The following is an 18,749-nucleotide window of genomic DNA, read 5'->3' as shown; positions in this document are numbered from 1 at the left end:
ACCGGAGCCCGTAGGGCGGAGTGGAGGGACCATTTCTTGTGCTGCCAGCACATGAGGAGGTCCCTCGACTTCGCTTCGCTCCGCTCGGGATGACGGGGCTTTGCTACTGCGCGGCGATCTTCGACGCTGCGGGCGCGAAAGCGTGCTCCATCTCGCGGCGGAGCTTCACCGCCGTGAGGCTCTCGTCCATCGCCACGTCGGCGTAGGTCAGCGACTGGCCGGCCTTGATGGGCCGCAGCAGCTTGACGTTGTGGGCGAGGCCGAGCGGCAGGCTGCCGAGGCCGGTCGACTTCTCGGCCGGGAACAGCTTGCCGTAGACCGTGTAGCCGCCCTCGCCGTCGAGCATCTCGCCGGGCTTGAGGTCGCGCTTGGCTGTCGCGATCACGTCGGCATGGAAACCGATCGGGCAGCCGGTCGGCTCCTTGCGCAGGCCGACCGAGGCGACCGAGATGCCGACCTCGAGCCCGATCAGGTGCCAGCGCTTGTACATCACCGAGTGCCGGCCCGACGGGTCGGTCTGCAGCATGTATTCCTCGAAGCAATTCTTCTGGTACTCGGTCGACGCCTCGAACACGACCCACACGCCCTTGCGGATCTCGTAGGGGATGGCGCGGCCGTCGCGCTCGAGCGACGAGGCGACCTCGACCTGGCCCTTGTGGTGGAGATGCCCGCCCTCGGAGGCCGGCCGCATCACGAACGGCAGGTCCTCGACCGAGCAGGGCGGGAAGGCGAGCCCGTCCGGCGCCGGCGTCAGGCCGGTGGCGTTGGAGACGGCGGTCGATTCGATCGCCGGCTTGGAGCCATCGAGGAAGGAGTTGAACATCTTGGGGTTCAGTCCGCCGCGCTTGGCCTGCTCCTCGTTGAGGCCCCAGTACTTCCATACCGTCTCGGGCGTCGACTGCGCGAAGTGCGGCAGCCACTTGTGGCCGCGGCCGGCCGCCGTCACCGAGAAGCCGGACGCGCGCGCCCAATCGACCAATTCGCAGATCAGCGCCGGCTGGTCGCCGTAGGCCAGGCTGTAGATCACGCCGGCCTCGGCCGCGCGGCGCGCAAGCAACGGTCCGCAGAAGGCATCGGCCTCGACTGTCACCATCACCACGCTCTTGCCGTTGCGGAAGGCTTCGAGCGCATGCTCGACGGCGGCGATCGAATCGCCGGTCGATTCGACCACGACATCGATCTCCGGATGTGCGACCAGCGCGCGCCAGTCGTCGGTCAGGAAGGTGTTGCCAGCGCGCCGTGCCTCGGCGAACGAGCCGGCGGAGGTGACCTCGGGGCTCCAGCCGAGGCGCGCCAGGTTCTCGCGCGCCCTGGGCGGCGAGAGGTCGGCGATGCCGAGCAGATGGATGCCTGGCGTCGTCGGGATCTGGCTGAGATACATGGCGCCGAACTTGCCGGCGCCGATCAGGCCGATGCGCAGCGGATTGTTGTTGGCTGCGCGCTCCAGCAGCATGCGATGCAGGTTCATGGTTTCCTCCGATGGTTATTCAGCGGCTGCCTTGCGCCGCGCCGCCTGCGCCACCGCATTGTCCTGCCAGGCGTCGACCGGCGTGAAGTCGCGATGGGCGATATAGGCCGGCCGCTTGTAGCGGCGGATGGCGTTGGAGACGGCGTTGTAGGTCACGTAGATGATCTGGCGGTCCCACGGCGACATGTTCGGCGGGCTGCCGTGAACGAGAGTCCCGTGGAAGAATATAGCCGAGCCCGGCCCGCCCTTGGGCGCCACGATGCCGCCCTGCTCGACCAGCTTGGCGATCGTGTCGTTGTCGATCACCCATAGCGGATAGGACGTCGTGGTGAGATCGTGCTTGGCCTCGATCGCGCCCTTCTTGTGGCTCCTGGGAATGAACCAGAGCGGGCCGTTGAACTCGTTCACCTCGTCGACGAACACCGCGAGGTTCATGGCGCGCGCCGTCGGCATGTCGTCGTCGGCCTTCCAGGTGCCGTAGTCCTGGTGCCATTGCCACACGTCGCCGTCGAACGCGGCCTTCCCGTTGATCTTGAACTGGTGGATGTAGGTCTTGTCGCCGAGGAGCTGCTCGGCCGGCTCGACGAAGCGCGGATGATGGACCAGCGCCTCGAACACCGGATGATAGGTGTGCACGGCGAAGGCGGTGCGCACCACGCCGCCGGTCTTCTCGCGGACATTCTCCTCGCGGTGCTGCTGGAAGACGCCGGGAATCTCCGACTTCAGGATCTCGGTCTCTTCCGGCGAGAAATAGTTCGGAAAGAAGAGATAACCCTCCTCGTCGAATTGCCTGAGCTGCTCGGGAGTGAGCTTCATCGTTTCCTCCTGTCTTGTCGTCTTGCCATCAGGCCGCGCGTGAGATCACGACCTTCAATCGTCCGGTGAGGATGTCGGCCATCTGCTCGGCATGGCCGCGGCAGAGCGCTTCGGCCTCCTCGATTTGCCCCGCCTCGAACGCGCGCAGGATGCCCTCATGCTCGTCCCAGACGCTGACCCGCAGATCTTCCTCACTGAGCGCCGCCGCCATCACGCGGCGCAGATGCTGCCAGTGCGGCTGGGCAGTCTCGCCGATCAGCGGGTTGCCCGAGGCTTCGTAGACGAAGAGATGGAAGTCGATGTCCGCCTCGATCACCGATGGCACGTTGCCGCTCGCCACGGCGCGCCGGCCGACATCGATCAGCAGGCGGCCGCGATGGGCCAATTCCGGCGTGTAGCGCGCCGCCGCCAGGCGCCCCGCCGCCCCGTCGAGCGCACCGCGCACGACATAGAGGTTGAGGACCTGCTGCATGTCGAGCGGCGCCACGCAGACACCCTTGCGGCCGGTCTCGATGAGGAAGCCTTCGCGGCGCAGCAGCATCATGGCCTGCAGCACCGGCTGGCGTGAGACGCCAAACTGCTGGGCGAGGTCTTCCTGGGTGAGCCGCGTACCGGCTTTCAGCTCGCCCGAGCAGATCGCTTCGAGGACGGCGTCGTGGATGCGTTCGGACAGGTCGGGCTCGGGGAGGAAGGCTCGCATGGTGATTGTGTATACAGAACACAGCGCTGTCCAAGTCAACGCGTTTGGCGTGCCGTCAGACCTTTTTCGGCAACTACGGCAAGGCCTCGATCGGGGTAATCGGTGATCAGGCCGTCAACTTTCAGGTCGATCTGACGTGCCATCTCGACCGGATCATTGATGGTCCAAGGAATGACCTTCAGTCCCAGTGCGTGCGCCTCGGCCACGTTTCGCGCCGTGACGTTGCGCCAGAAGGGCGACCAGGTCGAGCAGCCGGCGGCCTTGGCGAGTTCCGGGACCGAGCTGCCGTCGAGGCCTCCCAGCCAGGGCGAGGGATTTCCGGCGACGGTGTTCATGTTCGAGGTTTCGATGGTGAGGCAGACGGTATCGATCTCCGGCGCGATCCGGCGGGCCTCGATCAGGGTGCGCCAGTCGAATGATTGGATCGATGTCCGTCGCTCCATCTTCGCCGCCCGCACCGCGTCGACGACCCGCCTCGCGAAGCGGACGGGATCGACGGTTTCGTCCGGTTTGGTCGGGTTGATCTTGGTTTCGATGTTGTAGCGCACCGCCTCCCCGCCAAGCGCAAAGAGGTCGGCCAGCGTCGGGAAGCGCTCGCCGTCGGCTGGCTTTTGTGCCGGGAACTGCTGGCCGTAGCGCGTCGCCGGATTGAGCCGGCCGATGTCGTAGCGTCGAAGCTCGTCGAGCGTCAGCGAGTGGATCGTCGGGCCGACGGCATCGAGCCATCGGCCATCAGGCGCCCGGACGAGATCGGGATTGAGCCGCGGCTCGTGGCTCAGCACGACGATATCGTCCCTGGTGATCGCGAGATCCGTCTCGAGCGTGGTGACGCCGAGCGACAGGGCGTTGCGGAAGGCGGCCAGCGTGTTCTCGGGTGCAAGCCCGCGCCCGCCGCGATGAGCTTGCAGGTCGAAGGCCTGGGCGGCCAAAGCGCTAAGCGCCCAGATTGCGCAGGCGAGCGATGCGATCGGCCACGTCGGGATGCGTAGCCATGAGCGCCGAGGATTTGGCTGTGAAGGTCTTGATCGGATTGACGATGAACAGGTGCTGTGTGGCACGGCTCACTCCGGGAAAGGGCGCGGCGGCTGCGGCAAGCTTCTGCAGCGCCGAGATCAGGCCACTGGGATTGCGGGTGAATTGCACCGAGGTCGCGTCGGCGAGGTATTCGCGCTGGCGCGACACCGCCATCTGCACCGCCTTGGCCGCGATCGGCGCGATGATCGCGACGACCACCAGGACGATGATGAGCAAGCCCGCGCCACTGCTCTTCTTGTCGCTGTTGCTGTTGCGCGAGCTCCTCGTGCCGCCCCACCGCATTGTGCGCAGGATCATGTCGGCGATCAGCGCGATCAGGCCGACCGTGACGCCGACGATCGTCATGTAGCGCGTGTCGAGGTTGGCGATATGCGCCATCTCGTGCGCGATCACGCCCTGCAGCTCGTCGCGATTGAGCGTGTTCAGCAGGCCGCGCGTCACCGCGATCGTGGCATTCGACGTCGATGTGCCGGTGGCGAAGGCATTGAGCGCGTCGGTCTCCATCACCCGCACGCCGGGCATCGGCACCCCCGAGGCGATCGACATCTCCTCGACCACGTTGAAGAGCTGCGGTGCGTCGTCTTTGGCGATCTCTTTCGCGTCGGCCATCGCCACGACGAGACGGCTGCCGTAGGTGAGCGAGATCAGGCTCCAGACGACGCTGGCGACGGCCAATCCGCTCGCCATCACCAGGCCCGCCTGGCTGACCAGCGGGACCTCGTCGGTCGCCTCGCTTTGCAGGACCCAGCCAATCAGATAGCCGAACCCGGCCGCGAAAAGGGTTAGGACGACGAGCAGGATCAGTGTGTTGCGGCGATTGGCAGCCTGCGCCGCGACGAAGTTCGTTGTTGTGGCCATCGCGCGTCAGCGCAACGCGATCTTGGGCACTTCCTTCTCGGCTTCCGGCATGTTGAACAGCTCGATCGGGCCGAAGCCGAGCGAGGCGGCGGCGAGCACGGCCGGGAAGCTCTGGCGCCGCGTGTTATAGGAGGCGACCGAGTCGTTGTAGAACTGGCGCGCGAAGGCGATCCTGTTCTCGGTGCCGGTGAGTTCCTCCTGGAGCTGCTTGATATTGTCGTTGGCCTTGAGCTGCGGGTAGCTCTCGACCAGCCCGAGCAGCCCGCGCGTCGCCTGGGTCAGCGCCGCTTCCGCCGGTCCCGCTTGCGCCGGTCCGGAAGCCGCGGCGGCCGCGTTGCGCGCCTGGATCACCTTGGTGAGCGTTTCCTGCTCGTATCCCATGGCGTCCTTCACGACCTGCACCAGGTTGGGAAGGAGATCGTGGCGGCGCTTGAGCTGGACGTCGATCTGGCGCCAGGCTGTCTGCGCCTGGTTCCGGCCGCCGACGAGGCCGTTGTAGACACTGATCAGCCACACGGCGATCAGCGCGATGACGCCGAGGACGATCCAGAAAGTCATGCCGGCAGCCTCCTTTGCAGGGGGCGGCAGTTTAGTCATGATTGCAGCCAGCTGGGAGGAACAACGATGGAAGTGTCAGCGCTGCTGAAGGAATTCACGTCGGCCGTCGAGCGTCGGGACGGCAAGAGCTTTGCCGCGCTGTTCACCGAGGACGGCGTCTATCACGACGTCTTCTATGGCGCCTTCAAGGGCCGCGAGAAGATCGCCGAGATGATCGACGACTGGTTCTACCGGACCGCACGCGACTTCCGCTGGGAGATGTTCCGGCCGGTGAGCGACGGCACGACGCTCTACGCCTATTACACCTTCAGCTATGTCTCGGTGCTGCCGGAGGCCAAGGGCAAGCGCGTCGGCTTCGATGGCGTGTCGATCATGCGGCTCGAGAACGGAAAGATCGCCGAGTACCGCGAGGTCGCCAATTCAAGCATCGGCCTGCTCGATATCGGCTTCGCACCGGAGAGGGTCGCGAAGATCCTGGGCAAGGAAGCCAGGCACATCAAGGAGCGGCCGGAGTGGCAGCGCCACGCGGGGTGAGCGGGAAAGATCCCTCGCTTCGCTCGGGATGACAAAGAAGGGTGTCATCCCGAGCGAAGCGAGGGATCCTTATCTCAATCCCGAAGGAGCTCGTTGATCGAAGTCTTCGAACGCGTGCGCTCGTCGACGGTCTTCACGATCACCGCGCAATAGGTCGAGGGGCGGTCCGGGCCGCCGCCGATATTGCCGGGAACGACCACCGAATAGGGTGGCACCTTGCCGATATGGATCTGGCCTGACGCGCGGTCGACAACTTTCGTTGTGGCCGAGATGAACACGCCCATCGACAGCACAGCGCCGGTGCCGACGATCACGCCTTCGACCACTTCCGAGCGCGCGCCGATGAAGCAGTTATCCTCGATGATCACCGGGTTGGCCTGCAGCGGCTCGAGCACGCCGCCGATGCCGACGCCGCCCGACAGGTGGCAGTTTTTGCCGATCTGCGCGCAGGAGCCGACGGTCGCCCAGGTGTCGACCATGGTGTTGCTGTCGACATGGGCGCCGAGATTGACGAACGACGGCATCAGCACGACCGACGGCGCGATGTACGAGCCGCGCCGAACGACCGAGCCCGGCACGGCGCGGAAACCCGCCTTGGCAAAGCGGGCGGCATCCCAGCCGGTGGTCTTGAGCGGCACTTTGTCGAACCATGGCGCACTGCCCATGCCCGGGAAGCTGGCGCCGCCGTCCATCGGGACCGAATCGTAGAGACGGAAGGACAGCAGCACGGCCTTCTTCAGCCACTGGTGCACGACCCACTCGTCGCCGAACTTCTCGGCGGTGCGGAAGCTGCCGTCGTCCAGGCCGGCGATCGCCGCTTCGACGGCCTCGCGCACCTCGCCCTTGGTGGCGCTGTTGACGGTGTCGCGCTTTTCCCAGGCCGCGTCGATGGCGGCTTCCAGCTGCTTGCTCATTGTCCCCTCAAAATAGGCCGGCGGACCTTATATGCTGCGCCCGATGGCGTTCAAGCTCCCCGAATCCGTGCTGGTCGTGGTCCATACGGCAGCCCTGGAGGTCCTTCTGATCGAACGGGCTGCCAATCCCGGCTTCTGGCAGTCCATCACCGGTTCGCGCGAGCCGGACGATCCCGACCTCGAGGCCACGGCACGGCGCGAGCTGCTGGAGGAAACCGGCCTGTCGGCCGGCACGCTGACCGACTGGCGGCTGATCAACCGCTACGAGATCTGGCCGCAATGGCGCGCCCGCTACGCGCCCGACGTGACGCACAATGTCGAGCACGTCTACGGCTTCCGCGTGCCGCAGATCACGGTCGCGACGCTCGATCCGGCCGAGCATACGGCGCAACTCTGGCTGCCCTGGCAGCAGGCGATGGAAAAGGTCTTCTCCCCGACCAATCGCGACGCCATCTGGCAACTGTCGCGTCGCCGATGACATGTGCAGCACATGCATGTATGTTTGGTACATGTCAGCCATGATCCAAATTCGCAACGTCCCTGACTCGCTGCACCGCCGGCTCAAATCACGCGCGGCATTATCGGGCATGTCGCTGTCTGACTACCTGCTCAGTCACCTTCGTGCCCTGGCTGATCAGCCGACAATGGAGGAGCTACGGGTGCGGCTGGAGCGCCTGCCTCCGTTCACCCCCTCCGTTTCGCCCGTCGACGTGATTCGCGCTGAACGCGACCGTCCGTGATCGTCACAGACGCTTCGGCGCTGGTCGCGGCGTTGCTGCAAACCTCGGCGGCGGAGGCGGTCAGGCGCCATCTGTTTGCGCCGAACCAATCGCTTCACGCTCCGCACTTGTTGGACGTCGAGGTCACGCACGTCCTTCGGCGCTATACCAAGAGTCGTGAGCTTGACGAGGAGCGAGGTCGCGGCGCGCTGGGCACTCTGGCCGCCTTTCCGATCCGCCGCTATGCACACGATCTTCTGCTCCCGAGGGTGTGGCAACTGCGCGACAACTTTAGCGCGTACGACGGCGTCTATGTAGCGCTTGCTGAGGCGCTGGGCGCTTCGCTGCTCACCTGTGATCGACGTCTTGCCAGTGCGGCTGGCCAGTATGTGTCGATTGCATTGATCACCGTATGACGGCAGTTCCCCGCGAAGCCTCGAGGCTCGGCCAGTTCAGCTGGGCGCTGTTCGACTGGGCCAACCAGCCGTTCTTCACCGTGGTCACGACCTTCATCTTCGCGCCCTACTTCGCCAACGTCATGGTCGGCGATCCGGTGCAGGGCCAGGCGGCGTGGGCCTTCACCCAGTCGACGTCGGGCATCCTGATCGCGTTGATGAGCCCGTTCCTCGGCGCCATGGCCGACGCCGGCGGGCGGCGCAAACCCTACGTCTTCGTCTTCCAGCTGCTGCTGTTCGTCGGCTGCGCCGCGTTGTGGTGGGCCTATCCCAACCGTCCCGACCTGACACGCCCGATCGCCTGGGCGGTCGTGCTGGCGACGGTCGGCGCGGAGATGTCGATCGTGTTCAACAACGCGCAACTGCCCAACATCGTGCGGCCCGAGCGCATGGGCTGGCTCAGCGGCTTCGGCTGGGGGATGGGCTATGTCGGCGGGCTGATCGCGCTCGGCATCGTTCTCGCGGCGCAGTTCTCGCTCGGCCCCGATCCCAACCATACGCTCGAGCGGCTGGTCGGCCCCGCCTCGGCGCTCTGGCTGGCGGTGTTCGTGATCCCGATGTTCCTGTTCACGCCGGACATGGCGAAGGACCGGCGCCTGCCGCTGCTCGACTGCGCGAAGCAGGGCGGCCTGTCGCTCCTGAACACGATCCGCAAGCTCCGCCACTACCGCAATGCGCTCACCTACCTGATCGCCTTCATGCTCTACAACGACGGGCTGGCGGCGATCATCGCCTTCGGCGGCGTCTATGCCTCGGCGACCTTCGGCTGGCCGACCATGACGCTCGGCATCTTCGGCATCATCCTGACGGTCTTCGCCATCCCCGGCGCGTTCATGGGCGGCAAGCTCGACGACCTGATCGGCAGCAAGCGGACCGTGCAGCTCGCCATCGCCGGCGTGATCCTCGCAACTGTCGGCATCGTCGGCGTCACCGCCGACCGCGTGCTGTTCGTGGTTCCGGCCGATCCGCTCAGCCCGACCCGCGGCCTGTTCGGCTCGGCGCAGGAGAAGGTGTTCATGGCCTTCGCCCTGTTGCTGGGGTTCTGCATGGGGCCGATGCAGGCAGCCAGCCGCACCCTGATCGGCCGGCTCGCGCCCGCAGGCATGTCCGGCGAGTTCTACGGCCTGTTCGCCCTGTCGGGCCGCGCCACAGCCTGGATGGCGCCGACCGCGATCGGCATCATCACGGTCGCGACCCAGTCCAATCGGCTGGGCGTGGCCTGCGTGCTGTTCTTCCTGATGCTGGGCTTCGGCCTGTTGTGGACGGTGCGAGAGGAGCGTGCACCTGCCCCTCCCTGACTCTCGCCTCAGGTTTGTCACGGCACGCGGGCCAGGATTTCGCGTAGACTGCATACCCGATGAACTTGGAGAGCCCAATGCGTCTTGCACACCAGTTGTCGATCGCTGCCGGCCTGATCGCCGTAGCCGTTTCGGCGGTCGGGATCATGCCCGCCCACGCGCACGACGGCTGGAAGCACCGCCACAAGCACCATCATCATGACTATTATGCGCCCCCAGGGCACGTCCGCTACTACTCGGCTCCACGGGTGATTTACGAGCGGCCGGTCGTCTATCGCGAAGCGCCGGTGTACTACGCGCCGTCCGGGCCGCCGTCGCTGAATCTCATCATTCCATTGCGCTGATCAGGCGGGGGTCGTCTTTGCCTTGAACGTGCAAAGGTCGTTGACCACGCAGACCGGGCAGTCGGGCTTGCGCGCCTTGCAGGTATAGCGGCCGTGCAAAATCAGCCAGTGGTGCGCGTGCAGCCGGTATTCGTCGGGCACGCGCTTCAGTAGCTTCAGCTCGACCTGGAGCGGGTTCCTGCCCGGCGCCAGGCCGGTACGGTTGCCGACCCGGAAGATGTGCGTGTCGACGGCGATCGTCGCCTCGCCGAAGGCCACGTTCATCACCACGTTGGCGGTCTTGCGGCCGACGCCCGGCAACGCCTGCAGCTCCTCGTGGGTGTGCGGCACCTCGCCGCCGTGCCGCTCGATCAGCAGCTGCGACAGGCCCATCACGTTCTTCGCCTTGGTGCGGAAAAGGCCGATGGTCTTGATGTGGTCGATCAGCTTCTTTTCGCCCAGCGACAGCATGTCGGCCGGCGTCTTGACGATCTTGAACAGCGGGCCGGTCGCGCGGTTGACGCCGACATCGGTCGCCTGTGCCGACAGCACGACGGCGACCAGCAGATGGTAGACATTCTCGTACTCGAGCTCGGTCTCCGGCTCCGGCATCGCTTTCTTCAGGCGGGCGAAGAACTCGGGGATGACGGCGGGCTTCATCAGGGCCATATAGCTTTGTAGCATGGACGAGACAGTCCACTTTTCCACCTCGCTGCGGCCCCATCGCAGCCTGTCGCCGCTCGGCTTCAAATGGCTGATCAGGGCGGTGCTGCTGGCCAATCTGCTGGTCGCCCTGCCGATGTACTGGCTCGGCGCCTGGCCGATCGCGGGCTTCTGCGGGCTCGACGTGGCGCTCTTGTGGTGGCTGTTCGACCGCAATTATGCCGACGCCCGTCGCAGCGAAACACTGACATTGACCGACCGCGAGCTGGTGGTCGAACGGGTATCGCCGGAGGGTGAGCGCGAGGTGCATCGGCTCGAGGCCTATTGGCTCAAGATCTACGACGGCGAACGGCTGATCCTGACCTCGCGCCGCAACCGCGTGGTGATCGGTCGCTTCCTGGCTCCGGACGCTCGGGCCGAGGTTGCGGAAGCCCTGAAGGCCGCGCTCGCCGCCATGCGCGCCCCGCGCTACGAGCACGACTGGGACCGCGACGAAGCTTAAATCGGTCGGGCTTGCTGGGGGGCGCGCTTTCTCATGTTCTTCCGGACCGCGAGCCTCTGGCTCGCTCATGATCATGAGCGAGCCAGAGGCTCGCGGTCCGGAAGAACGTGAAGTTGCCTCATCGAGGGTGTCAGTGGCGCGCTCCCAGCGCGTCGCCATTCTTATGGTTCAGAGCCCCAGCACGTCCTTCATGCCGTACAGGCCAGGCGCCTTGCCCTGCAGCCATAGCGCGGAGCGCACTGCACCCGAGGCATAGGTCTCGCGGCTGAAGGCGCGATGATTGAGTTCCAGCCGCTCGCCCGCGGCGGCGAACATCACCGTGTGCACGCCGACTTCCTCGCCGCCGCGCAGGGTGGCGAAGCCGATCTCGCCCGAGGGCCGCGCGCCGGTATGGCCGTCACGGCTCTTGCGCCAGACATCCTCCAGCTTGACCCCGCGGCCGGCCGCGGCGGCGCGGCCCAGCGCCAGCGCGGTGCCCGAGGGTGCGTCGATCTTGTGGCGATGGTGCATTTCCAGCACCTCGATGTCGTAGGCGGGATCGAGCATCGAGGCGGTCTTTTCGACCAGGGCCAGCAGGATGTTGATGCCGAGCGACATGTTGGCGGCCCACAGGATCGGCACCTTCTTCGCCGCCTCGTGGATCGCCGCCGTCTGCTGCGGATCGAGGCCGGTCGTGCCGATCACCATCGAGACACCCTTCTCGGCGGCGACCTTGGCATGCTCGACCGTCGCTGCCGGCACGGTGAAATCGATCACCGCGTCCGCCGCGCCGATTGCCGCGGCGGGGTCGGACACGATCTTGATGCCCTTGATGCTGCGATGGCTGGTGCCGACGCCGGCAACCTCGCCGGCGTCGCGGCCGAGCATGGTGCTGCCGGCGCCTTCGAGCGCGCCGGCCAGGGTGGCGCCCTCTGTGCGGGCGATCTCGCGGACCAGCATCTGGCCCATGCGGCCGGCCGCGCCGGCAATGGCGATCTTCATGTGTTTCCTCACAATTCCCTTGGCCTAGACTAGCCGTTCGAACGGGAGACGGACATGCTGTTCATGGTGGTCGAGACGTTTCGCAATCAGGACGGCAAGGCTGTCTATCGCAAGCTGCGCGACGATGGGCGTGCCCTGCCCGACGGGCTGAAGTTCGTCTCGAGTTACGTCTCGGCAGATCTCAGCCGCTGCTTCCAGCTCATGGAAGCCGACGACGTGACCTTGTTCCAGCGCTGGATCGCCGACTGGCAGGGCGTGGTGGAGTTCGAGGTCGTGCCCGTGGTCGAAGGCAAGACCACGCGCGCCGCACTGGAGCCGCTGCTGTGACCGACAGCATCGCGGGCTATGCGAAGGAGGCGTCATCGCTGCTCGTGACCTACGAGCGAATCCCGCCCGACACCCTGCATCGTCCGGTCTGGCACCTGATCCCCACCATTCCGTCGCGCGTGCTCGACATCGGCGCCGGCAGCGGGCGTGACGCCGCGCACTTCGCCGCGATGGGGCATCAGGTCTTGGCGGTCGAACCCGTCGATGCGCTACGTGAGGGCGCGATGAAGCTCCATCCGTCACCGCGCATCGAATGGCTGGCCGATACCCTGCCGTCGCTGGAGCGGGTGCGGGCGCGCGGCGAGACCTTCGATGCCGTGCTGGCGACGGCGGTCTGGATGCATCTCGACGAGCGCGAGCGCGCTGACGCGATGCCGGCCGTGGCGTCCCTGGTGGCGTCCGGCGGCGTGCTGATCCTGTCGCTGCGCCACGGGCCGATTCCGCCGGGCCGGCGCATGTTCGATGTTTCCGCCGAGGAGACGATCGCGCTCGCCGCGCGCGAGGGCCTCGCCTGCCTCGTCAACGCCGTCACCGGCTCGGTCCAGGCCAAACAGCCGGATGTGACCTGGACACGGCTCGGTTTCCGCAAATGAACGGGATCAGCTCATGGTCTTCCGGACCGCGAGCTTCCAGCTCGCTCATGAATCCGAGCGAGCTGGAAGCTCGCGGTCCGGAAGAGGATGAGACCGCGAAACGACTCGCTATTTCCACGGATCGGCGACCTTCGGCCAGAACGGTGTCTTGCGCTTGGTGTAGGGCCAGCGCGTGACGTCGGGGTCGGCGGCGCCGGGCGAAGCGACGTAGAGGATCTCCTTCGCGACGCCGACGAAGCCGTTATAGAAATGCTGCGCCGACTTCACGATCACGACGCGATAGTCGGCCGGCTCGGCGCCGACCGCCCGGAAGGCGTCGGCATGGAAGGTCTGGTTGCGCCGGGTGCAGATCGCGATGTCGACATGCTCCGACGACAGCAGCGCCATGTCGCCCAGCGGCGACATCACCGGTCCATAGGGTTGGAAGACGTTGCGCGTGATCCTCTTCACCGTGACATCGAGGTCGACCGGGTCGCCGCTCACCGCGCCCGACTTGCCGCCGAGCCGCATGCGGATGCGCGCGCCCTCGCCGGCCTCCTCGGCGATCTGGAAGGCCATCGGGTCCCACATCACGCCGAACAGCGCGGGACCGATCTGCTTCTCGACAAGGGCCTTCAGCACGAAGGTCGAATCGCCCGGCGCGCCCGAGCCTGGATTGTCGGCGCGATCGGCCAGCACCAGCGGGCCCTGATTGTGCGAGGCGGCGCGGTCCATCGCCTCGTCGATGGTGAGATACTTCGTGGCGTAGCGCTCGCGGTTGGCCCACAGCTCCTCGCCGAGCTGCCTGGCGAGCTTCTCCGCCTTCTCCCTGTCGCCGTCGGCCACGATCAGCGTGCGCGTGCCGATATCCTCGACATCGGCGAAGGAGAAGCCGTGGCTCAGCGACACGGAGAGAATACCATCCTTGCCTTCGAGCGACTTCATGCGCACGACGAACTCGCTGATCGGCGGCACGGAGGTGCGGTACTGCGCAATCATGCGGCAGTCGTAGCGCGCCATCACCGGCTTCACCTTGCCCTCGACCGTGTCGGCGATGATCGCGAACAACTCCTCGGCGCGCTCCATAGGATCGGTGTGTGGGTATTCCTTGTAACCGACCAGCACATCGGCACTGTCGAGCATCAGCGCGCTTAGGTGGCAGTGCAGGTCGAACTCCGCGCCGATCGCGACCTTGGGTCCAACGATGGCGCGGATCCTCGACAGCAGGTCGCCCTCGCAGTCGTCGTAGCCGTCCGCGACCATCGCGCCGTGCACGTTGATCAGCACGGCGTCGAGCGGCAGCGCGGCTTTCACGCCGGCGAGCATCTCGTCGCGAAAGCCTTCATAGACCGAGCGCACGGTCGTGCCCGAGGGGGCGGCGAAGGTGCTGAGACCCTCGATCACGGTCCAGCCGCGCTTCTCGGCCTCGCGGCGCCAGACATGGACTGGCGCGGTGAAGTTGGTCGGCGCGTGTTTCGTCGCATCGCCGCGCCAGATGCCGTGCTCCTGATAGCCGCGCAGGCCGGTCGGGAACGGCACGAACTGGTTGGTCTCGGTGCCCAGGGCACCGATGTAGACGCGACGGGTCATGCTTTGCTCCGGTGGCAGCCCTCGACATGGTCGTCGACCATGCCTGATGCCTGCATGAAGGCATAACAGATGGTCGAGCCGACGAACTTGAAGCCGGCCTTCTGCAGCGCCTTCGACATCGCGTCGGACTCCGGCGATTTGGCCGGCACGTCCTTCAGGGTCTTGGGATGGTTATGCTTCGGCTTGCCGCCGACGAAGCTCCACAGGAACTTGGCGAACGAGCCTTCGCGCTCGACCAGTGCCAGGTAGGCCTTGGCATTGCTGACGCTGGCGTCGATCTTGCCCTTGTGGCGGATGATGCCGGGGTCCTCGAGCAGCTTCTTGAGCTTGGCCGGCGTGTAGCGCGCGATCTTGGCCGGGTCGAAATCGTCGTAGACCTTGCGGTAGTGCTCGCGCTTGCGCAGCACCGTGATCCACGACAGGCCGGCTTGGCAGCCTTCGAGAGTCAGCAGCTCGAATAGCGCCCGGTCGTCCTTGAGCGGGCGACCCCACTCCGAGTCATGATATTTCTGGTAGAGCGGGTCTGCAGACGCCCACCCGCATCTCGCCTTGCCGTCTGCGCCGGCAACCGTATCGTGCTTCCAAACCATGTGAGGAAACTAATGCCCAAGGATCTCAGCGACCTCAAGGTCTGCATTTTCGACGTATTCGGCACAGTGGTGGACTGGCGCGGCAGCCTGATCGAGGACCTGCCCGGGCTCGGCAAAAAATACGGCCTGGAAACCGACTGGACGAGCTTCGCCGACGACTGGCGCGGGCTGTACCAGCCGCAGATGGCGCGCGTCCGCAAGCGCGAGCTGCCGTGGACGCGGATCGACGATCTCCACAAGGAAGCCTTCGAGATGCTGCTGACCAAGCGCGGTCTCAAGCACCCGGGCGAGGAAGGCGCGTGGGAGTTCACCCATCTCTGGCACAAGCTACGGCCGTGGCCCGATTCGGTCGAGGGCATCGGCCTGATGAAGAAGAAGTTCGTCGTGGCGACGCTCAGCAACGGCAACGTTGCCCTGCTGATCAACATGGCCAAGCACAGCGGCATTCCCTGGGATCACTGCTTCTCGGGCGAGACATTCCATCATTACAAGCCCGATCCCGAATCCTATCTCGGCGTGGTCGACAGCATGTATCTCAAGCCGCACCAGGTGATGCTGTGTGCCGCCCACAACGGCGACCTCGCGGCAGCGCAGAAATGCGGCCTGTCGACGGGCTATATCAACCGTCCCTACGAGCACGGCCCTGGCCAGAAGCGCGACTTCAAGGCCGAAGGCGACTGGGACGCCGTCGGCGACACGATCATCGAGCTCGCAAAGAAGATCGGAGCGTGACTTCCTTGTCGTCCTGAGCGCAAGCGAAGGACCTCAAACCAGCTTCGCAGAACGCCTCTGGAATTGGCGCTAGATCCTTCGCTGCGCTCAGGATGACATCTAGACCCCGATCGTCGTCAGGTCCTGGAACCAGTGCTGGGCCTGGACGTATGATTTGATCTTGGGCGAGAGGGCGTGCGGGTTGGTGTCGTGGACGACCCAGATCAAGACCGCGTCGTCGACCACCTTCTCGTGCACCTTGGCCATCAGCGCGTCCTGCTTGGCGGCATCGAAGGTGTTGAGCGCCTCGTTCACGAGCTTGTCGACGTCCTCGTTCTTGTAATAGCTCCAGTTCACGCCGACCGGCGCGGCCTGATTGGAGGCGAAGAAGCGAGTGATGGCGTAGACCGGGTCGGACGTCACGTACGCGATGTTGTTGGCGGTGATGTCCTTGTTCATGTCGGCCTTCGCGCCGGCGCGCCAGGCGGTGTACATCGCCTCGAGCTCGACCACCTTGAACTCGACGTCGATATAGACCTCCTTGAACATTTCCTGGATCGCCTCGTTCATCGGCAGCGACAGCATCTGGCCGGTGCCGCCGGAGGCGACGACGAACTTGGTCCTGAGCGGGTTCGACTTGCTGAACCCCGCCGCGGTCGTGAGCTTGCGCGCCTCGTCCGGCGCATACTTGAGCTCGAAGGTCGGCTTGCCGAACCACGGATTGGTCCTGTCGACCTGGCCGTAGGCGGGACGGGCGAGGCCGTTCAGCAGCTTCACGATGGACTCGCGGTCGATCGCCAGGTTGGCGGCCTTACGCAGGCGGATATCGGTCCACGGCGAGCCCTCGACCAGCGACGGATGGTAGTTCCAGACATGCGGCGTGACGTTCTGCTCGATCCGCATGCCGCCCTGCTTGAGGCGCGCCACTGCATCGGGCGGCGGCGTCTCGATCATGTCGACCGAATTCGATAGAAGCGCCGCGGTGCGCGCCGAATCCTCTGGCGCCACGATCAGCACCAGCCGATCGGTCTTCGGGATGCGCTTGGGATTCCAGTAACCGTCGTTCTTCACCAGCTCGGCGCGCTCGCGCGGCACCAGGCGGGCCAGCTTGAACGGGCCGGTGCCCGACGGCTCCGACGCGAATTTGTTCCAGTCCTTGCCGAGCTTCTCCCACTGGGTCGGGCTCGACACCAGGAACCACAGCATCTGATAGGGGAAGAGCGCGTCGACCGCCTTGGTCTTGATCTCGACCTCCATGTCGCCGGTCTTCTTGTAGCTGGCGATCGAGGGCAGGCGCGGCCGTACCTGCGCGGCCTGGCGCTGGTCGAACTGCGGCGCGTCCTTGTTGAAGACCTTTTCCAGGTTCCAGACAACGGCATCGGCGTTGAAGGCGGAGCCGTCGTGGAACTTCACGCCATCGCGCAGCTTGAAGATCCACAGTGTCTTGTCCGCCTCGTTCACCGTCCATTCGGTGGCGAGGCCGGGGATCAGCTTGCCCGGCCGGTCGGCGACATCGAGCTCCCAGGCGACGAGCGGATCGTAGAGCGTGAGGCCGGTGAACTTGTAGGCCCCGGCGCCGCGGTCGGGCTGGCCCGTCGTCAACGGTACGTCGGCCATCGAGATGCCGAAGCGCACCACCTTCTCCTGCGCGAGCGCGGGAAACGGCAGGGCGGCGAGGGCGCCAGCGCCGACGATGACGGAACGACGGGACAACTTCATTGCTGACTCCAGGTCAGAGCTTGGGTCGGTGCGAACGCCATTCGGTGGCGCGTTCGTAGGCGGAGCCGGCGGCGAATACGCTGGCCTCGTCGAAGGCGCGGCCGGCGAGCTGGAAGGCAAGCGGGAAACCATCGCTGCCGAAGCCGCAGCAGATCGTTGCTGCCGGCTGGCCGGTGACGTTGAACGGCATGCTGAGCGAGGGCTTGCCGAGGAAGTGGAAGATCGGCTGCGGCTCCTCGAAGGTCTCCGGCGCGCCCCACTGGTTGGCGCACATCACCAGGTCGTAGCCGCGCATCGTCGCGCGCGTGTCCTGCTGGAGCTGGCGGCGGAAGCGCAACGCGGACAGATACTGCTCGGCGGTGAGGAAGGCGCCGAGCTGGAAGCGGCGCCGCGTCGTGTACCCAAACTTCTCCGGGGTCTCGATCACCTCCTGGCGATGGATCGCATGCGCCTCGGCGGTGATAACGACCCTGCCGCAGATGTGATAGTCGCGGATGTCCGGGAAGACGACATCCTCGACCGTTGCGCCGAGATCTGCGAGGACGCGCGCCGCTTCGTCGATGCCCGTCTTCATCTCGGGCGTGACGGCGTGCTCGCCCTCGTACCAGCTCCGCGCCAGCGCGATGCGCATGCCCTTCAGCGAGCCGTAGCAGGACGCGCCGTAATCGACCTTCGCCGCTTTCACCGAGCCCTGGTCGTTGGGGTCGTAGCCAGCCAGCACGTCGAGCATCAGCGCGCAGTCTTCCGACGTCCAGGCGAGCGGACCGGCCGTGTCGAAGCTGAAGCTGAGCGGATAGATGCCGCAACGGCTGACCAGCCCGTAGGTCGGCTTGATGCCGGCCGTGGCGCAGTAGCCGGCAGGATTGCGGATCGAGCCCCCGGTGTCGGAGCCCATCGCGCCCATGCAGAGCTGGGCGGCGACGGCAGCGCCCGAGCCGCTCGAGGAGCCGCCCGGCTGGTAGTCGGTGTTCCAGGGATTGCGCACGGCGGGGAACGGCTGGTCCGGCGTCATGGCGCCGTTGGCGAATTCGTGCGTGCCGAGCTTGCCCAGGATGACCGCACCGGCGTCCTTCAGGCGCCGGACCGTCTCGGCGTCGATCGCCGGCACGTAGTCCTTCTTGAGATTCGAGTGTCCGGTCGTCCTGACGCCGGCGGTCTCGTATATATCCTTCAGCGCGACTGGAATGCCGTGCATCGGCCCGCGGCGCAGCCCGCCTTTCATCTCCAGGTCGGCTTGGTGTGCCGCGTTACGCGCCATGTCGGCCGTGACGGTGATGTAACTGGCGATCTTGTGATCGACGGCTTCGATGCGTTTAAGGAACGCCTCGGTGAGATCGGTCGAGGTGAGCTCGCCGCGCGCCATCAGGCGACCGGCTTCGGCGATGCCGAGCAGAGTGAGGTCGGTCATGGTACGGC

The 18,749-nt window shown here is 65.8% G+C and carries 23 protein-coding genes; 10 read left to right on the top strand and 13 right to left on the bottom strand.

What is annotated here, in order from left to right; genetic code table 11:
* Nucleotides 1-103 precede the first annotated feature (103 nt).
* From ACQY8M_RS05375 to ACQY8M_RS05350, 6 genes are read right to left on the bottom strand one after another with little or no spacing between them, the layout of a single operon-like run.
* Nucleotides 104-1,468, bottom strand: a complete 1,365-nt coding sequence (locus tag ACQY8M_RS05375) for an NAD(P)H-dependent oxidoreductase (protein ID WP_428669624.1) — start codon at nt 1,466-1,468, stop codon at nt 104-106.
* Nucleotides 1,469-1,483: 15 nt separating this feature from the next.
* Nucleotides 1,484-2,284 carry a phytanoyl-CoA dioxygenase family protein gene (locus ACQY8M_RS05370; RefSeq protein ID WP_428669622.1) on the bottom strand — a complete coding sequence of 267 codons (801 nt, stop codon included), beginning with the start codon at nt 2,282-2,284 and terminating at the stop codon, nt 1,484-1,486.
* Between the two features lie 28 nt (nt 2,285-2,312).
* Nucleotides 2,313-2,984: a GntR family transcriptional regulator gene (locus ACQY8M_RS05365; protein WP_428669620.1), complete on the bottom strand. Its 672-nt coding sequence runs from the start codon at nt 2,982-2,984 to the stop codon at nt 2,313-2,315.
* 35 nt (nt 2,985-3,019) lie between these two features.
* Complete coding sequence (locus tag ACQY8M_RS05360; RefSeq protein ID WP_428669618.1) at nt 3,020-3,913, bottom strand: glycerophosphodiester phosphodiesterase; 894 nt, start codon at nt 3,911-3,913, stop codon at nt 3,020-3,022.
* 4 nt (nt 3,914-3,917) lie between these two features.
* A complete protein-coding gene (locus tag ACQY8M_RS05355; RefSeq protein ID WP_428669616.1) occupies nt 3,918-4,877 on the bottom strand; it encodes a M48 family metallopeptidase in 960 nt (319 codons plus the stop codon).
* Between the two features lie 6 nt (nt 4,878-4,883).
* Nucleotides 4,884-5,435, bottom strand: coding sequence for a LemA family protein (locus ACQY8M_RS05350; RefSeq protein ID WP_428669614.1), 552 nt, complete (start codon nt 5,433-5,435; stop codon nt 4,884-4,886).
* A gap of 66 nt (nt 5,436-5,501) precedes the next feature.
* Here ACQY8M_RS05350 and ACQY8M_RS05345 point away from each other — a divergent pair, with 66 nt between their 5' ends.
* Entirely contained in the window at nt 5,502-5,969 is a 468-nt protein-coding gene (locus ACQY8M_RS05345) for a nuclear transport factor 2 family protein (protein WP_428669612.1), read from the top strand.
* A 74-nt stretch (nt 5,970-6,043) separates the two neighbouring features.
* On the opposite strand, the gene dapD is transcribed toward ACQY8M_RS05345, so the two are convergent.
* Nucleotides 6,044-6,883, bottom strand: a complete 840-nt coding sequence (dapD, locus tag ACQY8M_RS05340) for a 2,3,4,5-tetrahydropyridine-2,6-dicarboxylate N-succinyltransferase (protein ID WP_428669610.1) — start codon at nt 6,881-6,883, stop codon at nt 6,044-6,046.
* Nucleotides 6,884-6,914: 31 nt separating this feature from the next.
* Between dapD and nudB the strand changes: the two genes are divergently transcribed.
* The 5 genes from nudB to ACQY8M_RS05315 all read left to right on the top strand — a co-directional run bounded on the left by nudB (nt 6,915) and on the right by ACQY8M_RS05315 (nt 9,699).
* Nucleotides 6,915-7,361 (top strand): dihydroneopterin triphosphate diphosphatase, encoded by a 447-nt coding sequence (nudB, locus tag ACQY8M_RS05335; protein ID WP_428669608.1) that lies wholly within the window; start codon nt 6,915-6,917, stop codon nt 7,359-7,361.
* A 31-nt stretch (nt 7,362-7,392) separates the two neighbouring features.
* A complete protein-coding gene (locus ACQY8M_RS05330) occupies nt 7,393-7,623 on the top strand; it encodes a FitA-like ribbon-helix-helix domain-containing protein (RefSeq protein WP_428669606.1) in 231 nt (76 codons plus the stop codon).
* Complete coding sequence (locus ACQY8M_RS05325; RefSeq protein ID WP_428669603.1) at nt 7,620-8,018, top strand: type II toxin-antitoxin system VapC family toxin; 399 nt, start codon at nt 7,620-7,622, stop codon at nt 8,016-8,018. Before ACQY8M_RS05330 ends, ACQY8M_RS05325 begins: the two co-directional genes overlap by 4 nt.
* On the top strand, nt 8,015-9,355 hold the full coding sequence (locus ACQY8M_RS05320; RefSeq protein WP_428669601.1) for an MFS transporter: 1,341 nt from the start codon (nt 8,015-8,017) through the stop codon (nt 9,353-9,355). Before ACQY8M_RS05325 ends, ACQY8M_RS05320 begins: the two co-directional genes overlap by 4 nt.
* Before the next feature lie 77 nt (nt 9,356-9,432).
* Nucleotides 9,433-9,699: a hypothetical protein gene (locus tag ACQY8M_RS05315; RefSeq protein ID WP_428669599.1), complete on the top strand. Its 267-nt coding sequence runs from the start codon at nt 9,433-9,435 to the stop codon at nt 9,697-9,699.
* Here the strand turns inward: ACQY8M_RS05315 and nth are convergent, their stop codons facing one another.
* Nucleotides 9,700-10,347 (bottom strand): endonuclease III, encoded by a 648-nt coding sequence (gene nth / locus ACQY8M_RS05310; protein ID WP_428675313.1) that lies wholly within the window; start codon nt 10,345-10,347, stop codon nt 9,700-9,702.
* Between the two features lie 13 nt (nt 10,348-10,360).
* Between nth and ACQY8M_RS05305 the strand changes: the two genes are divergently transcribed.
* Nucleotides 10,361-10,843, top strand: a complete 483-nt coding sequence (locus tag ACQY8M_RS05305) for a DUF2244 domain-containing protein (protein WP_428669597.1) — start codon at nt 10,361-10,363, stop codon at nt 10,841-10,843.
* A 168-nt stretch (nt 10,844-11,011) separates the two neighbouring features.
* On the opposite strand, the gene dapB is transcribed toward ACQY8M_RS05305, so the two are convergent.
* Nucleotides 11,012-11,824, bottom strand: a complete 813-nt coding sequence (dapB, locus tag ACQY8M_RS05300) for a 4-hydroxy-tetrahydrodipicolinate reductase (RefSeq protein WP_428669595.1) — start codon at nt 11,822-11,824, stop codon at nt 11,012-11,014.
* Nucleotides 11,825-11,878: 54 nt separating this feature from the next.
* On the opposite strand from dapB, the gene ACQY8M_RS05295 reads away from it, so the two are divergent.
* Nucleotides 11,879-12,151: a DUF3303 domain-containing protein gene (locus tag ACQY8M_RS05295; protein ID WP_428669593.1), complete on the top strand. Its 273-nt coding sequence runs from the start codon at nt 11,879-11,881 to the stop codon at nt 12,149-12,151.
* On the top strand, nt 12,148-12,744 hold the full coding sequence (locus ACQY8M_RS05290) for a class I SAM-dependent methyltransferase (protein WP_428669591.1): 597 nt from the start codon (nt 12,148-12,150) through the stop codon (nt 12,742-12,744). Before ACQY8M_RS05295 ends, ACQY8M_RS05290 begins: the two co-directional genes overlap by 4 nt.
* A gap of 108 nt (nt 12,745-12,852) precedes the next feature.
* Here ACQY8M_RS05290 and ACQY8M_RS05285 read toward each other — a convergent pair whose 3' ends face one another.
* Both ACQY8M_RS05285 and ACQY8M_RS05280 read right to left on the bottom strand, forming a co-directional pair.
* Nucleotides 12,853-14,313: a M81 family metallopeptidase gene (locus tag ACQY8M_RS05285; RefSeq protein ID WP_428669589.1), complete on the bottom strand. Its 1,461-nt coding sequence runs from the start codon at nt 14,311-14,313 to the stop codon at nt 12,853-12,855.
* Nucleotides 14,310-14,903: a DNA-3-methyladenine glycosylase I gene (locus ACQY8M_RS05280; protein ID WP_428669587.1), complete on the bottom strand. Its 594-nt coding sequence runs from the start codon at nt 14,901-14,903 to the stop codon at nt 14,310-14,312. The genes ACQY8M_RS05285 and ACQY8M_RS05280 overlap by 4 nt, the downstream gene beginning before the upstream one ends.
* A gap of 12 nt (nt 14,904-14,915) precedes the next feature.
* Between ACQY8M_RS05280 and ACQY8M_RS05275 the strand changes: the two genes are divergently transcribed.
* On the top strand, nt 14,916-15,635 hold the full coding sequence (locus ACQY8M_RS05275; RefSeq protein WP_428669585.1) for a haloacid dehalogenase type II: 720 nt from the start codon (nt 14,916-14,918) through the stop codon (nt 15,633-15,635).
* 99 nt (nt 15,636-15,734) lie between these two features.
* On the opposite strand, the gene ACQY8M_RS05270 is transcribed toward ACQY8M_RS05275, so the two are convergent.
* A complete protein-coding gene (locus ACQY8M_RS05270; protein ID WP_428669583.1) occupies nt 15,735-17,333 on the bottom strand; it encodes an ABC transporter substrate-binding protein in 1,599 nt (532 codons plus the stop codon).
* 13 nt (nt 17,334-17,346) lie between these two features.
* The gene (locus tag ACQY8M_RS05265) at nt 17,347-18,741 is read right to left on the bottom strand and encodes an amidase (protein WP_428669581.1); all 1,395 of its coding nucleotides are present in this window, start codon (nt 18,739-18,741) and stop codon (nt 17,347-17,349) included.
* Nucleotides 18,742-18,749: the final 8 nt, after the last annotated feature.

The sequence above is a fragment of the Reyranella sp. genome (assembly GCF_965279465.1).
GTDB lineage: Bacteria > Pseudomonadota > Alphaproteobacteria > Reyranellales > Reyranellaceae > Reyranella.
Note: the sequence above shows the minus strand (reverse complement) of the source record. Positions and strands in the feature narration are given on the sequence as shown.

Bases quoted from the DNA above. Each gene is read 5' to 3' on its own strand.
- ACQY8M_RS05345 (WP_428669612.1), top strand. From the start codon at position 5,502: ATGGAAGTGTCAGCGCTGCTGAAGGAATTCACGTCGGCCGTCGAGCGT.
- dapD (WP_428669610.1), bottom strand. From the start codon at position 6,883: ATGAGCAAGCAGCTGGAAGCCGCCATCGACGCGGCCTGGGAAAAGCGC.
- ACQY8M_RS05355 (WP_428669616.1), bottom strand. From the start codon at position 4,877: ATGGCCACAACAACGAACTTCGTCGCGGCGCAGGCTGCCAATCGCCGC.
- dapB (WP_428669595.1), bottom strand. From the start codon at position 11,824: ATGAAGATCGCCATTGCCGGCGCGGCCGGCCGCATGGGCCAGATGCTG.
- ACQY8M_RS05280 (WP_428669587.1), bottom strand. From the start codon at position 14,903: ATGGTTTGGAAGCACGATACGGTTGCCGGCGCAGACGGCAAGGCGAGA.
- ACQY8M_RS05350 (WP_428669614.1), bottom strand. From the start codon at position 5,435: ATGACTTTCTGGATCGTCCTCGGCGTCATCGCGCTGATCGCCGTGTGG.
- ACQY8M_RS05330 (WP_428669606.1), top strand. From the start codon at position 7,393: ATGTCAGCCATGATCCAAATTCGCAACGTCCCTGACTCGCTGCACCGC.
- ACQY8M_RS05375 (WP_428669624.1), bottom strand. From the start codon at position 1,468: ATGAACCTGCATCGCATGCTGCTGGAGCGCGCAGCCAACAACAATCCG.
- ACQY8M_RS05285 (WP_428669589.1), bottom strand. From the start codon at position 14,313: ATGACCCGTCGCGTCTACATCGGTGCCCTGGGCACCGAGACCAACCAG.
- ACQY8M_RS05275 (WP_428669585.1), top strand. From the start codon at position 14,916: ATGCCCAAGGATCTCAGCGACCTCAAGGTCTGCATTTTCGACGTATTC.
- ACQY8M_RS05370 (WP_428669622.1), bottom strand. From the start codon at position 2,284: ATGAAGCTCACTCCCGAGCAGCTCAGGCAATTCGACGAGGAGGGTTAT.
- ACQY8M_RS05295 (WP_428669593.1), top strand. From the start codon at position 11,879: ATGCTGTTCATGGTGGTCGAGACGTTTCGCAATCAGGACGGCAAGGCT.
- nth (WP_428675313.1), bottom strand. From the start codon at position 10,347: ATGGCCCTGATGAAGCCCGCCGTCATCCCCGAGTTCTTCGCCCGCCTG.
- ACQY8M_RS05320 (WP_428669601.1), top strand. From the start codon at position 8,015: ATGACGGCAGTTCCCCGCGAAGCCTCGAGGCTCGGCCAGTTCAGCTGG.
- ACQY8M_RS05305 (WP_428669597.1), top strand. From the start codon at position 10,361: ATGGACGAGACAGTCCACTTTTCCACCTCGCTGCGGCCCCATCGCAGC.
- ACQY8M_RS05265 (WP_428669581.1), bottom strand. From the start codon at position 18,741: ATGACCGACCTCACTCTGCTCGGCATCGCCGAAGCCGGTCGCCTGATG.
- ACQY8M_RS05315 (WP_428669599.1), top strand. From the start codon at position 9,433: ATGCGTCTTGCACACCAGTTGTCGATCGCTGCCGGCCTGATCGCCGTA.
- ACQY8M_RS05365 (WP_428669620.1), bottom strand. From the start codon at position 2,984: ATGCGAGCCTTCCTCCCCGAGCCCGACCTGTCCGAACGCATCCACGAC.
- ACQY8M_RS05270 (WP_428669583.1), bottom strand. From the start codon at position 17,333: ATGAAGTTGTCCCGTCGTTCCGTCATCGTCGGCGCTGGCGCCCTCGCC.
- nudB (WP_428669608.1), top strand. From the start codon at position 6,915: ATGCTGCGCCCGATGGCGTTCAAGCTCCCCGAATCCGTGCTGGTCGTG.